The organism is Microbacterium sp. KNMS, from assembly GCF_053851835.1.
Genome location: NZ_JBSQBP010000015.1, coordinates 58,815 through 71,857, shown reverse-complemented (window position 1 = coordinate 71,857; position 13,043 = coordinate 58,815). Strand labels below are relative to the sequence as shown.

Genomic DNA, 13,043 nt, shown 5'->3' with positions numbered 1-13,043 from the left:
ACCGCGGACGGTTTTCGGGTAACCGTCCGCACGGCCGGGGGTGAAGGATCACCCCCGGCCCTTTCCTTTTCCCCGCCTCAGGAGGCCGCGGGCCGACGGATCTCGTGCCACAGGGCGACCGCGTCCTCGTCGGAGTGGCCACCGGCGGCCGCGCGCCCCACGACCGTCACGGCGATGTCGGGATGCGGCGCGGTGCGGATGATGATGCGGCCGGCATCCGCGGACGCGAGCGTCTGCGCGAGCTCGGCGCGGATGGCCGACAGCGCGTCGTCGCCGAGGTCGTCGAGTCCGCCCTCGTCGAGGACCGTGACGGCGGCGCCGCCCTCGCGGAGCGTCGCGATGACGCGCCGGACGTCGTCGTCGAGGAGCCGGGCCCCGCGCAGCTCGTCGCGCAGCGCGCCCTCCGCGAGCCAGGCGGCAGCGCGCTGCTCGTCGGTGAGGGCGCCTCCCGACGCGATCACCTGGGTGAGCACGGGCGCGGCGACCTGCAGGGCGTACTGCACGCGCTCGCGCCGCTCGCGGCGGCGCACGAGCTGCGCGGACTGCCATGCCGCCGACGCCTGCTGCAGGCTCGCGAGCTTCACGGTGTCGGAGTAGGCCCGATCGGTCGAGATCTGCATGAGCTGGCCGACCCCGACCCAGAGGAACGACCCGACGAGGCCGAAGGCGAGCGCGTTCCCGATGCCCATGAGGATGGAGCTGCTCACGCCGAGGAGCGCGATCCCCGTCCACGCCGAGATCGGGCGGCGGCGCACCATGACGATCGTCATGAGAGCGCCCGCTCCCCCGACGTACCAGGTGACGTGCGGCGCCATCCGCGCGCTCTCGTCCGCGCAGGCCGTCACGACCCATGGCATCGCGGCCGACACGGCGAGAGCGCACGCGGTCGCCCACACGGGCAGGCGCGCGACGTCGCGGCGCGCGGAGTCGACCGAGCGCACGGCCAGCACGAGGATGGTCGCGCCGAGGTAGAGCACGACGCCTGCGATCAGGAAGCCCGGCCGGTCGACCGGCTGCGTCGGGAAGACGCCGCGCGCGGCGAGGTACCCCGAGAACGCGGCGGCGAGGATCGTGAGGACCTTGCGGACCTTCACGGCGCCTCCTCCGCCTCGCGCCGGCAGAGGCTGTCGTCGTCGCCCGCCGGCCAGGTGATCGTCACGACCGTGCCGCGCTCGTCGGATTCGATGGCCGCTCCGCCGCCGACCGCCGCCACGCGCGCGAAGATCGACGCCCGGATGCCGAGGCGGTCGGCGGGGATCGACGCGAGATCGATGCCGCGGCCCGCATCCGACACGACGATCCGGATGCGCCCGTGACGCGCGGTGAGGCGCACGGCGAGGCCGCGGCCATCCGCGTGCTGGATGGAGTTCGCGACGGCCTGCGTGGCCGCGAGGACGAGCGCGCGTGCGACGCGGCCGGGGATGCCCGGCATGGGCAGCTCGTCGCCCGCCACGGCGAGCACGACGCCGAGCCCTCGCGCCTGCGCCTGGAGCTCCGAGGCGATCCAGGCGGAGGTCACGGGAGCGTCGCTGCCCTCTGGCTCGTCGGACTCGGCGTTCGCGAGGCGCGTGAGCGCCTCGCGCGCCATCGACACGGCGAGCTGGCGCTCGCGATCCGACTGCGCGCGGCCCGCGGCGATGAGGGCGGCGAGCACGCTGTCGTGCATGAGGGCCGCGACCTCGACGCGCTCCTGCTCAGCGGCCTCGGCCGAGGCGGCGCGGGAATACTGGTCGATCGCGGCGGCGCGCGCGGCGTCGACACCCGCGGCGAGACTGCGGAACATCCAGATGAGCGCGACCGCGGTTCCCCCGACGATGAGCGAGAGGGAGACGTCGTAGACCGACGTCAGCCAGTGCTCGGCCGAGAACTCGCCGCGCGAGAGCCGGACGATCGCGAACAGCAGCGGGACGACGACGACCCACACGAGCTGCCAGGACACGGGGAAGACGAGGGCGGCCGCCGCCGGCGCGACATTGAGGAGGAAGAAGACCCAGGGGCCTCCCGCTGGCTCGTACCGCGGCTCGGGGAGCGCCCAGAACAGCAGCAGCGAGAGCGGGAAGAGGAAGGCGAACACCGTGGCCGCGGGGCGCGCCCACCGGCCCGCGAGACACGCGGCGATCATCGCCGCGAGCGACGCGAACACGGTGGCCGTGAGCAGCGTGCGCGGGAGCGGGTCGAGGTCGGACCCCATGGCGGTCAGGAACGACTGGACGCCGAGGAGGGCCGACGCGAGGGCCACGGCGATCTGCAGGACCCGCTCGATGCGTGCGGAGGTGAAGCCGCGCTCGATCTCGACGGCGGTCGCCGTGCGGCGCGGCAGCACGTGCGTCCAGGCCTCGGCGATCGCCTCCTGTCCCGAGGGAATCCCGCGCGTGCCGCCCGCGGACATCACCCCTCCGCGGGCGCTTCGACGATGCCGTCCTCGATCGCCCGCCGCAGCAGATCCACCTTCGTCGGGGCGGGGCGCCCGACCTCGGTGTACTTCACGCGGATGCGCGTGATGTTCTCCTTGGCCGTCGAGTACGCGATGCCGAGGCGGTCGGCGACGGCCTTGAGCGGGAGCCCCGCCGCGTACAGCCGGAGCACCTCGCGCTCGCGCGTGGCGAGCTGCGCGTCGGCGAACTCGCGGTCGCCCTCGACGGCGCTGGCCCACTCGACGTTGTTGAGGGGCTCGCCGCCCGCGGTCGTGTGGACGGCGCTCAGGACGTCCTCGAGGGGCGACGACTTGCTCACGACGCCGGCCGCGCCGGCCGCGAGCGCCTCGCGGACCGCCGCAGGACGATCGGCGACGGAGTGGATGATCACGGAGGACTCGCCCGCGAGCCGCAGGACGTTCTCGGTGACGGTCGCGCCGTCGCCGAGGGTGAGGTCCAGCAGCACGACGTCGACGGGCGGCGCCTTCGTCTCGGCCCGCCACGCGAGATACGCCGAGACCGAGACGCCGCTGTAGACGACCTCCTGGCCGTCGCGCTGCAGCGCCGCCTCGAGCCCGAGACGAACCGACTCGTGATCGTCGATCAGGGCCACGCGTGTCATGGCGAGAAGCCTATCGCCAGGCGACGCGGGCTCACGCGCGGCGCAGGACCGCGAGCGCCTCCACGTGGTGCGAGTTCGGGAAGAGATCGAACGCCTCCAGGCGCTCTGGCACGTAGCCGTGGGCGCGGAACAGCCCCACGTCGCGCGCGAGCGCGACAGGGTCGCAGGCGACGTAGACGACGGCGGACGGCTCGAGCGCGGCGACCGCGTCGACGACCTCGCGGCCCGCCCCTGCACGCGGAGGGTCGAGCAGGGTCACGCCCCGACGCAGCGCGTCGCGGTCCGCGGGCTCCGCGTCCGCGGCGAGCGCGTCGAGCCAGCGCTCGACGCGTGCGGTCACGGCCTCGGCACGCGGATGGCGCTCGAGGTTCTCGCGCGCGTGCGCGGTCGCGCGGGGCGCGGACTCGACGGACGTGAGACGGGCGTCGCCGTCCGCGGCGGACGCGAGCGCATCGGCGAAGAGCCCCACCCCGCCGTAGAGGTCGAGGTGCCATGCGTCGGCGTCGAGGCCGTGCGGCGCGATGTCGTCGAGGGCACGGGCGACCGCCGCGTGCAGCGTCCGCGCCGCGAGGCGGTGCACCTGCCAGAATCCGCCCGCATCGACCCGGAAGCCGCGGTCGCCGACGCGCTCGACCACGACCTCGGGGGCGGGGGCCGGCTGCGCGCCCCGCGTGCGCCGGCGATCCGGGCGGCGGATGACCCGGACACGCCCGTCGGTCGGCCGGACGAGGTCGACCCGGCCGGGCTTCTCGCGCTGGAGCGCGAGGGCGGCGCTCTCGATCTCCGCGACGGCGAGCGGGTGGTGCGCCACCTCGATGACGCGATGGCTGCGCGAGGCGAACGGGCCGATCCGGCCATCCGCGTCGACATGGAGCCCGACGCGCGTGCGCCAGCCCGTGCCATCCGCCGACTCGGTCTCGTCGCCGTCCGCGGCGGGCGCGACGACCACGTCGACCTTCTCGTCCGCGAAGCGCGCGAACGCGTCGCGGAGGACATGCGCCTTGAGCTCGCGCTGGTGCGCGAGCGCGATGTGACCGAGGTCGGCGCCGCCGACCCGGTCGGCGGGGTCGCGGGCGATGTCGGCCTCGGCCCAGATGTGCGGCTGGCGATGCTCCGACGCGTCGAGCACCTCGAGCGCCTCGGCTCGCGCGAAGCTCTTCTTGACCTCCGCGACCCGCGCGCGGACGCGCTCCCCGGGGACGGCGTCGGGCACGAAGACGACCCTGCCCTCGTGCCGCGCCACGAAGACGCCTCCGTGCGCGATGTCCGTGACCTCGAGGTCGACGACGTCTCCCGTCTGCATGCTCCCATCGTCGCACCTCGCCCCTGGCGGATCGCCTAGCGTGGAGCCATGCAGGTCTGCCTCGCCTCGACGTCTCCCGCGCGCCTCATGCTCCTGAACCAGGCCGGCATCGAGCCGCTCGCGATCGCCCCCGCCGTCGACGAGGAGGCGGCGATCGCCGAGCTCGAGGAGCGCGAGGGCCGGGTGCTGCCGCCCGACGAGCACGTCCTCGTCCTCGCACGCCGCAAGGCGGCGGATGTCGCCGCGCGCGTCCTGCAGGTCCACCCCGGCTTCGACGGCGTCGTGATCGGCGGGGACTCCATGTTCGAGCTCGACGGGGAGATCTACGGCAAGCCCTATACGCCCGAGGCGGCGACGGCGCGCTGGCAGGGCATGCGCGGCCGCACCGGCGTCCTGCACTCGGGCCACGCGGTCATCCGCGTCCGCGCGGAGACCGAGCCGGTCGAGGCGCACGCGACCGCGCGGGCCTCGGTGTCGTTCGCCGCGGACGTGAGCGACGACGAGATCGCCGCGTACGTCGCGACCGGCGAGCCTCTCCTCGTGGCCGGCGCGTTCACGGTCGACAGCCTGGGCGGTGCGTTCATCGAGCGTGTGGAGGGCGACCCGTCGACCGTCGTCGGCATGTCGCTCTCGACCGTCCGCCGTCTCGTCCGAGAGCTCGGCGTCGAGTGGACGTCGCTCTGGAACCGCCTGCCGTCGTAGGGAACGGCACACCTTTCGGCGCGCACTTTGTGAGGGTCACTCAAAAGGCGGCGTCCGACCGTGACTAGTCTGGAACGCATGCCTGATATCGCCAAGGTGCTCATCGCGAACCGCGGCGAGATCGCCGTCCGCATCATCCGCGCAGCCCGCGACTCGGGGATCGCCTCGGTCGCCGTCTACGCCGACCAGGACCGCGATGCGCTGCACGCGCGCCTCGCCGATGAGGCCTACGCCCTCGAGGGCGCCACGAGCGCCGAGACCTACCTGCAGATCGAGAAGATCCTCTCGGTCGCCCGTCGCTCCGGTGCGGACGCCGTGCACCCGGGCTACGGCTTCCTCGCGGAGAACGCCGCGTTCGCGCGCGCCGTGCAGGCCGCCGGCCTCATCTGGATCGGGCCGTCGCCCGAGGCGATCGAGGCGCTCGGCGACAAGGTCACCGCGCGCCACGTGGCCGAGAAGGTCGGCGCGCCGCTCGCGCCCGGCACGCCCGGCCCCGTCGACACGGCCGAGGAGGTCGTCGCGTTCGCTGAGAAGGCCGGCCTCCCGATCGCGATCAAGGCGGCCTACGGCGGCGGCGGCCGCGGACTCAAGGTCGCGCGCACCCTCGACGAGGTGCCGGAGATGTTCGAGTCGGCCACGCGCGAGGCGATCGCGGCCTTCGGCCGCGGCGAGTGCTTCGTCGAGAAGTACCTCGACAAGCCCCGCCACGTCGAGACGCAGTGCCTCGCCGACGCCGAGGGCAACGTCGTCGTCGTGTCGACGCGCGACTGCTCGCTGCAACGCCGTCACCAGAAGCTCGTCGAGGAGGCCCCCGCTCCCTTCCTCACGGACGAGCAGAACGCCATCCTCTACGCCGCATCCAAGGCCATCCTGCGCGAGGTCGGCTACACGGGCGCCGGCACGTGCGAGTTCCTCGTGGGCGCCGACGGCACCATCTCGTTCCTCGAGGTGAACACCCGCCTGCAGGTCGAGCATCCGGTCTCCGAGGAGGTCACCGGCATCGACCTCGTCCGCGAGCAGTTCCGCATCGCGGCCGGCGGCACCATCGACTACGACGACCCGGCTCCGCAGGGCCACTCGATCGAGTTCCGCATCAACGGTGAGGACCCCGGTCGCGGCTTCCTGCCCCAGCCCGGCCCGATCCACGTGTTCAAGACCTTCGGCGGCCCGGGCATCCGCCTCGACTCGGGCGTCACCGCGGGCGACGAGGTCTCGGGCGCGTTCGACTCGCTCCTGGCGAAGATCATCGTCACCGGCCGGACGCGCGAGGAGGCGCTCGAGCGCTCGCGCCGCGCCCTCGACGAGTTCGAGGTCGCGGGCCTGCCCACGGTGCTCCCGTTCCACCGCAAGGTCGTGCGCGACCCCGCCTTCACGGCGGAGGACGGCGTCTTCGGCGTGTACACGCGCTGGATCGAGACCGAGTTCGAGAACGACATCCCCGCGTGGGACGGCGAGCTCGAGGCGCCGCGCGCGGCCGAGAGCCGGCACACGGTCGTCGTCGAGGTGAACGGCAAGCGGCTCGAGGTCAGCCTGCCCGACCGCGTCGTGACGGCTCCCGGCGCGACCGGCCGCCCCGCGGCCGTCCCCTCGTCCCGCCGCAAGCACGGCGGCGGCACCGCGACCGCGGGCGCCTCGGGCGATGCCCTCAAGTCGCCCATGCAGGCGACGGTCGTCAAGGTGGCCGTCGAGGAGGGCCAGCAGGTCGTCAAGGGCGACCTCGTCGTCGTGCTCGAGGCGATGAAGATGGAGCAGCCGCTGCACGCCCACAAGGACGGCACGATCGGCTCGATCGACGCGACGCCCGGCGCCACCGTCGGTGCGGGCCACCAGCTCCTCCTGATCGGCTGATCTCCCCCGGGCATGTCCCACGTGTTCCGGCCATCCGCCCCCGGAACCCGGAACACCTGGGACATGCGTGGGCTGGTCAGCCGAAGGCGCGGTCGAAGCCGAGGCTGCGGGCGATGATCCCCAGCTGGACCTCGGTCGAGCCCTCCCCGAGCGTGAGGATGCGCGCGTCGCGGTAGTGCCGCGCGACCGGGTTCTCGTTCATGAACCCGTACCCGCCCCAGATCTGGGTCGCGTCCGACGCATTGGCGACCGCCGCCTCCGATCCGATGAGCTTCGCGAGCGAGGCCTGGGTCGTGAACGGCGCCCCCGCGTCGATGCGGCGAGCCGCGTCGTGCATGACCGCGCGGGCCGCCGCGACACGGGCCTGCATCCGCGCGATCGTGAACGCGATGTGCTGGTTGTCGCCGATCGGGCGCCCGAAGACGACGCGGCGCTTGGCGTGCAGCACGGCCTGCTCGAGGCACCCCTGCGCCGCGCCCACGCAGAGCGCCGCGAACGCGACCCTGCCCTCGTCGAGCACGCTGAGGAAGTTCGAGAAGCCGCGGCCGCGCTCCCCCAGGAGGTTCTCCTCGGGCACGCGGACACCGTCGAACACGAGCGGATGCGTGTCGGACGTGTGCCACCCGACCTTGTCGTATGCGGGCAGCGCGGTGAACCCGGGCGTCGGGACCGGCACGATGATCGTCGACAGCTCGGGCCCTCGCCGTCCGTCGCGCCCGACGCGCTCGCCGGTCACGGCGGTCACCGTCACGACGCTCGTGATGGGCGTACCCGAGTTGGTGATGAACTGCTTGGATCCGTTGATCGTCCACCAGCCGTCCGAGAGCGTGGCGGTCGTCTTCGTCGCCCCCGCGTCGGAGCCCGCCTCGGCCTCGGTGAGGCCGAAGGCGGCGAGCGCCTCGCCGCGTGCGAGGGCGGGCAGGTGCGCGCGGCGCTGCTCCTCGGTGCCGAAGCGGTAGATCGGCATCGCGCCGAGCCCGAGACCCGCCTCGAGCGTGACCGCGATGGACTGGTCCACGCGCGCGAGCTGCTCGACCGCGACGCACAGGTGCAGGTACGACCTGCCCTGCCCGCCGTACTCCTCGGGCAGCGGCAGGCCGAACAGCCCCATCCGCCCCATCTCGGCGATGATCTCGAGCGGGAGGCGGCGCTCGGTGTCGTAGGTGTACGCGGCGGGCGCGACCACGTCGTCGGCGAACGCGCGCACGGTGCGCGCGAGCTCCTGCAGATCCGGCTCGAGCATCTCGGTGCCGTCGACGGGGGTGCGGGTGGGCGTGATGAGCGACATCGTCGTCTCCCTTCAGGGGGCGGGGCTCGTGGCCCCGCGTGCGGTGCGCGCGAGGATGGCGCGCGCGTGTCGGAGAACCGGCTCGTCGACCATGCGGCCCTCGAACCGGAAGACGCCGCCGTGCGCGGAGGACTCCGCGATCAGGCGGCGCGCCCAGGCGGCCTCGGCATCCGAGGGCGCGAACGCCGCCCGGATGGCCGCGACGTGCGACGGATGGATGGCGGCCTTCGCGGCGAACCCGCTCGCGGCCGCGTCCTCGGCCTCGGCGCGGCAGCCGTCCAGGTCGCCGATGTCCAGGTGCACCGCGTCGACGGCCGCCTTCCCGAAGGCACCCGCGGCGAGCAGGATGGCCGAGCGCGCGTGCATCGCGACGGCGCGGTAGGCGCCGTCCTGCGTGCGGCTGGAGGTTCCGCCGATCGACGCGACGAGGTCCTCCGCGCCCCACATGAGCGCCGTGACGCGCGGGTGCGCCGCGATCTCCGCGGCGCGCACGACGCCCGCCGCCGTCTCGCACAGCGCGACGACCTCGAGGTCGCCGAGCGCGTCGACGTCTGCGGCGGCCTCCGTCTTCGCGAGCATCACGGCGCGATACGGCGACCGGCGCACGGCGTCGAGGTCGGCGGCGAGCTGTCCGCTCCGGGCGTCGTTGACCCGCACGAGAGTGCGGGCGGGGTCGAGCGCGGACTCCACCACCGCGCGACGAGCGGCGTCCTTCGCGTCGGGCGCGACGGCATCCTCGAGGTCGAGGACCACCGCGTCGGCTCGCTCGGCCGCCTTCGCGAACCGGTCGGCGCGGTCGGCGGGGCAGAAGAGCAGAGCGGGACCGAGCGCGACGCTCATCGCGGCCTCCCCTGCATGAGCACCGTGCGGACCGCGCGGGCCACGACGACGCCGTCCTGGTTGCGGCCGATGTGCTCGAGGGTCACGATCCCCTGTCCGGGTCGGGAGCGAGAGGGCCGCGTCTCCTGCACGCGCGTCTCGCCGTAGAGGGTGTCCCCGTGCCGCATGGGGGCGGGGAACTCGACGCTCGTGAACCCGAGGTTCGCGACGATCGTCCCGTTCGTGAGCTGGCCCGTCGACATCCCGACGATCGTCGCGAGGGTGAGCATCGAGTTGACGAGTCGCTCGCCGAACTCCGTCTGCGCCGCCCAGTGCGCGTCGAGGTGCAGGGCCTGCGTGTTCATCGTCATGGTGGTGAACAGCACGTCGTCGGCCTCGGTGATCGTGCGGCCCGGCCGGTGCTCGTAGACGACTCCCGTCTCGAACTCGTCGAACCACAGCCCGCGCTGGGTGATGCGGCGCTCGGCGCTCACGGCGTCCCCTCCTCGTCTGACGCCCCCGCAGGGAGCAGGATCCGCGCGACCTGCTGGCCGCGCGACACGGTCTCGCCGACCGCGACATCGAGGCGCACCATCCCGGCGACCGACGCGCGCAGGACGTGCTCCATCTTCATCGCCTCGACGCTCGCGACGGCCGCGCCCTCGCCGACCTCCGCGCCGTCGGCGACGTGGACGGCCACGACGGTCCCTGGCATGGGCGAGGCGAGGGCGGGCGCGGCTCCCCTGCGCATCCGGCGCGGCGGGGCGTACCGGACGACGCGCGCGTCGCCGTCGGGCCCGACCGCCCACAGCGCGCCCGCGGGGTCCCGCGGGTCCTCGAGCACCCGCAGGGCGCGGGCGTCCGCCTCCGCGACCGGGCGCGTCACGCCATCCCGTTCGACCGAGATCCGCCACGGCGTCGCACGGATGTCGATCGACACGGTCGCGACGGCGTCGCCGTCCGCGTAGCGCAGCCGTGCGCCCCGCGCCCCGCCGATGCGCCAGCCGTCGGCGGCCCACGCCCCCGTCGTCGGCGGCAGCTCGTGCAGCGCGCACGCTGCGAAGGCCGCGTCGGGCGTCGTCTCCGCCGCGAGGCGGTCGACCTCGCGGTCGACGAGGCCCGTGTCGAGGGCGCCGTCCGCGACCGCTGGCACCTCGAGCAGTCGACGGAGGAAGCCGAGGTTCGTGACGATCCCCGGCAGGTGCGTCTGCGCGAGCGCATCGCGCAGACCCGCGACGGCGTCCGCGCGCGTCGCGGCGTGGACCGCGATCTTCGCGAGCAGGGGGTCGTAGTGCGCGCCGACGGCCGTCCCGGCCTCGACACCCGCGTCGACGCGCGCGCTGCTCGGCCATGCGACGTCGATGAGCCGCCCGCCCGTCGGCAGGAACCCGGCCGACGGATCCTCGGCGTAGACGCGCGCCTCGATCGCGTGCCCGGCCATCCGCATGTCCTCCTGCGCGATCGCGAGGCGCTCGCCCGCCGCGACGCGCAGCTGCTGCTCGACGAGGTCGACGCCGGTCACGAGCTCGGTGACGGGATGCTCGACCTGCAGCCGCGTGTTCATCTCCATGAAGAACGGCTCATCGGGGCGCGCACCCGACACGATGAACTCGACCGTCCCCGCCCCCGTGTACCCGACGGCCCGGGCCGTCTCGCACGCCGCGCGCCCGATCGCCTCGCGCTGCGCCGCGTCGAGGAGCGGGCTCGGCGCCTCCTCGATGATCTTCTGGTGACGACGCTGCAGGGAGCACTCGCGCTCCCCCAAGTGGATGATCGCGCCGTGCGCGTCGGCCAGCACCTGCACCTCGATGTGCCGAGGGTCGGCCACGAAGCGCTCCACGAAGAGGGTGTCGTCGCCGAACGCGCCGGCCGCCTCGCGCCGCGCCTGCGCGAGCGCCGCGGGCAGGTCCTCGGGGCGGTCGACCCGGTGCATCCCCTTGCCGCCCCCGCCCGCCGACGGCTTCACGAGCACGGGGAAGCCGACGCGCGCCGCCCCCGCGATGAGCGCGGCGTCGTCGAGCCCCGGCTCGGCGATGCCGGGCACGGTGGCCACGCCGCGCGTCTCGACCGCGGCGCGCGCGCGGATCTTGTCGCCCATCGTCTCGATCGCCCCGGGCGACGGGCCGATGAACACGATGCCGGCCTCCGCGCAGGCCCGCGCGAACGCGGCGTTCTCCGACAGGAAGCCGTACCCGGGGTGCACGGCCTGCGCACCTGCTGCGAGCGCGGCGGCGATGACCGCCTCGATGTCGAGGTACGACCGCCGCGGATCGGCGGGGCCGATGCGGATGGCCTCGGTCGCCGCGCGCACGTGGGGCGCGTCGGCATCGGCGTCGGAGTGCACCGCGACCGAGGCGATGCCGAGCCGATCGAGCGTGCGGATGACCCGCAGCGCGATCTCTCCGCGGTTGGCGATGAGGACCCTGTCGAACATCGCGCTCACATCCGGAAGACGCCGTAGCGGACGTCGGGCAGGGGCGCGCGGCCGACGACGCCCAGGGCGAGGCCGAGCACGCGACGCGTGTCGGCGGGATCGATGACGCCGTCGTCCCACAGGCGCGCGGTCGAGTAGTACGGCGACCCCTGGCGCTCGTACCGCTCGCGGATGGGCTCCTCGAACGCGGCCTGCTCGGCGTCGGACCAGGCGCCGCCGTCGGCCTCGATCTGCTCGCGCTTGACCGTGGCGAGCACGCTCGCGGCCTGGGGCCCTCCCATCACCGAGACCCGCGCATTGGGCCACAGCCAGAGGAACCGCGCGTCGAACGCGCGACCGCACATGGAGTAGGTGCCGGCTCCGAACGACCCTCCGACGACGACGGTGAGCTTCGGGACGCGCGCGCACGACACCGCGGTGACCATCTTCGCGCCGTTCTTCGCGATCCCGCCGCGCTCGTACTCCGCGCCGACCATGAAGCCCGTGATGTTCTGGAGGAAGACGAGCGGGATGCCGCGCTGGTCGCACAGCTCGACGAAGTGCGCGCCCTTGAGCGCGCTCTCCGAGAAGAGAACGCCCTGGTTCGCGACGATGCCGACGGGGTGGCCGAGGATGCGCGCGAACCCGGTCACGAGCGTCGTGCCGTAGCCCGCCTTGAACTCGTGGAACGCGCTCGCGTCGACGAGGCGGGCGATGATCTCACGCACGTCGTACGGCGTCTGGAGATCCTCGGGGATGGCGGCATAGAGCGTCTCGGGTTCGACGACCGGCTCGCGGGGCGGGGCGATCTCCCACGGCGGCGCCGGGTCGGGCGGGAGCGTCGCGACGATGTCGCGCACGATGCGCAGCGCGTGCTCGTCGGAGTCGGCGAGGTGATCCGCCACGCCCGACACCGTCGTGTGCAGCTCGCCGCCGCCGAGGTCCTCGGCCGAGACGACCTCGCCGGTGGCCGCCTTGACGAGCGGCGGGCCGCCGAGGAAGATCGTCCCCTGCTCGGCCACGATGACGGTCTCGTCGCTCATGGCGGGCACGTAGGCGCCTCCCGCGGTCGAGGAGCCCATGACGCACGCGATCTGCGGGATGCCCGCAGCGCTCATCGTGGCCTGGTTGTAGAAGATGCGGCCGAAGTGCTCGCGGTCGGGGAAGACCTCGTCCTGCATCGGGAGGAATGCGCCGCCCGAGTCGACGAGGCTGATGCACGGCAGCCGGTTCTCTCGCGCGACCTCCTGCGCACGGAGGTGCTTCTTGACCGTGAGCGGGAAGTACGTGCCGCCCTTGACCGTCGCGTCGTTGGCGATGACGACGCAGCGGCGGCCCGACACCACGCCGATGCCGGTGATGAGACCGGCCGCGGGCGCCTCGTCGTCATACAGGCCGTTCGCCGCGAGCGGCGACAGCTCGAGGAACGGGCTGCCCGGATCGAGCAGCCGGTCGACGCGCTCCCGCGGCAGCAGCTTGCCGCGCGCGACGTGCCGCTCGCGCGCACGGGCACTGCCGCCGAGCGCCGCGGACTCCAGCCGAGCGCGCAGGTCGGCGACCAGCTCGCGCATCCGCGCGTCGCGCGCCGCGCCCGCCGCGCCGCCCGCGTCCACCGTCGTCGTTAGCCGCTCCAT

11 protein-coding genes are annotated in these 13,043 nt (G+C 73.9%); 2 read left to right on the top strand and 9 right to left on the bottom strand.

Translation table 11 applies throughout. From position 1 onward, the window contains the following. Positions 1–77 precede the first annotated feature (77 nt). From ACWXWW_RS10815 to ACWXWW_RS10800, 4 genes are read right to left on the bottom strand one after another with little or no spacing between them, the layout of a single operon-like run. Entirely contained in the window at positions 78–1,094 is a 1,017-nt protein-coding gene (locus ACWXWW_RS10815) for a hypothetical protein (RefSeq protein ID WP_421074312.1), read from the bottom strand. Next, on the bottom strand, positions 1,091–2,389 hold the full coding sequence (locus ACWXWW_RS10810) for a sensor histidine kinase (RefSeq protein WP_455969889.1): 1,299 nt from the start codon (positions 2,387–2,389) through the stop codon (positions 1,091–1,093). Before ACWXWW_RS10810 ends, ACWXWW_RS10815 begins: the two co-directional genes overlap by 4 nt. Continuing rightward, a complete protein-coding gene (locus tag ACWXWW_RS10805; RefSeq protein WP_271173837.1) occupies positions 2,389–3,036 on the bottom strand; it encodes a response regulator transcription factor in 648 nt (215 codons plus the stop codon). Before ACWXWW_RS10805 ends, ACWXWW_RS10810 begins: the two co-directional genes overlap by 1 nt. 31 nt (positions 3,037–3,067) lie before the next feature. Beyond that, on the bottom strand, positions 3,068–4,339 hold the full coding sequence (locus tag ACWXWW_RS10800) for a class I SAM-dependent RNA methyltransferase (RefSeq protein WP_455969888.1): 1,272 nt from the start codon (positions 4,337–4,339) through the stop codon (positions 3,068–3,070). 48 nt (positions 4,340–4,387) lie between these two features. Between ACWXWW_RS10800 and ACWXWW_RS10795 the strand changes: the two genes are divergently transcribed. After that, positions 4,388–5,041 carry a Maf family protein gene (locus ACWXWW_RS10795; protein WP_271173839.1) on the top strand — a complete coding sequence of 218 codons (654 nt, stop codon included), beginning with the start codon at positions 4,388–4,390 and terminating at the stop codon, positions 5,039–5,041. 78 nt (positions 5,042–5,119) lie between these two features. After that, complete coding sequence (locus ACWXWW_RS10790) at positions 5,120–6,889, top strand: acetyl/propionyl/methylcrotonyl-CoA carboxylase subunit alpha (protein ID WP_282979660.1); 1,770 nt, start codon at positions 5,120–5,122, stop codon at positions 6,887–6,889. Between the two features lie 76 nt (positions 6,890–6,965). On the opposite strand, the gene ACWXWW_RS10785 is transcribed toward ACWXWW_RS10790, so the two are convergent. From ACWXWW_RS10785 to ACWXWW_RS10765, 5 genes are read right to left on the bottom strand one after another with little or no spacing between them, the layout of a single operon-like run. After that, complete coding sequence (locus ACWXWW_RS10785) at positions 6,966–8,132, bottom strand: acyl-CoA dehydrogenase family protein (protein ID WP_455969902.1); 1,167 nt, start codon at positions 8,130–8,132, stop codon at positions 6,966–6,968. A 57-nt stretch (positions 8,133–8,189) separates the two neighbouring features. Beyond that, a complete protein-coding gene (locus ACWXWW_RS10780; protein WP_271173841.1) occupies positions 8,190–9,017 on the bottom strand; it encodes an HpcH/HpaI aldolase/citrate lyase family protein in 828 nt (275 codons plus the stop codon). Beyond that, positions 9,014–9,490, bottom strand: coding sequence for a MaoC family dehydratase (locus ACWXWW_RS10775; RefSeq protein WP_271173842.1), 477 nt, complete (start codon positions 9,488–9,490; stop codon positions 9,014–9,016). The genes ACWXWW_RS10780 and ACWXWW_RS10775 overlap by 4 nt, the downstream gene beginning before the upstream one ends. Further along, positions 9,487–11,430: an acetyl/propionyl/methylcrotonyl-CoA carboxylase subunit alpha gene (locus tag ACWXWW_RS10770; protein ID WP_455969887.1), complete on the bottom strand. Its 1,944-nt coding sequence runs from the start codon at positions 11,428–11,430 to the stop codon at positions 9,487–9,489. Before ACWXWW_RS10770 ends, ACWXWW_RS10775 begins: the two co-directional genes overlap by 4 nt. Before the next feature lie 5 nt (positions 11,431–11,435). Continuing rightward, entirely contained in the window at positions 11,436–13,043 is a 1,608-nt protein-coding gene (locus tag ACWXWW_RS10765; RefSeq protein WP_455969886.1) for a carboxyl transferase domain-containing protein, read from the bottom strand.

What these genes read in the sequence shown, in the direction of transcription:
- ACWXWW_RS10810 (WP_455969889.1), bottom strand. Translation starts at nt 2,389, where the DNA reads ATGTCCGCGGGCGGCACGCGCGGGATTCCCTCGGGACAGGAGGCGATC.
- ACWXWW_RS10805 (WP_271173837.1), bottom strand. Translation starts at nt 3,036, where the DNA reads ATGACACGCGTGGCCCTGATCGACGATCACGAGTCGGTTCGTCTCGGG.
- ACWXWW_RS10800 (WP_455969888.1), bottom strand. Translation starts at nt 4,339, where the DNA reads ATGCAGACGGGAGACGTCGTCGACCTCGAGGTCACGGACATCGCGCAC.
- ACWXWW_RS10795 (WP_271173839.1), top strand. Translation starts at nt 4,388, where the DNA reads ATGCAGGTCTGCCTCGCCTCGACGTCTCCCGCGCGCCTCATGCTCCTG.
- ACWXWW_RS10790 (WP_282979660.1), top strand. Translation starts at nt 5,120, where the DNA reads ATGCCTGATATCGCCAAGGTGCTCATCGCGAACCGCGGCGAGATCGCC.
- ACWXWW_RS10785 (WP_455969902.1), bottom strand. Translation starts at nt 8,132, where the DNA reads ATGCTCGAGCCGGATCTGCAGGAGCTCGCGCGCACCGTGCGCGCGTTC.
- ACWXWW_RS10780 (WP_271173841.1), bottom strand. Translation starts at nt 9,017, where the DNA reads ATGAGCGTCGCGCTCGGTCCCGCTCTGCTCTTCTGCCCCGCCGACCGC.
- ACWXWW_RS10770 (WP_455969887.1), bottom strand. Translation starts at nt 11,430, where the DNA reads ATGTTCGACAGGGTCCTCATCGCCAACCGCGGAGAGATCGCGCTGCGG.
- ACWXWW_RS10765 (WP_455969886.1), bottom strand. Translation starts at nt 13,043, where the DNA reads ATGGAGCGGCTAACGACGACGGTGGACGCGGGCGGCGCGGCGGGCGCG.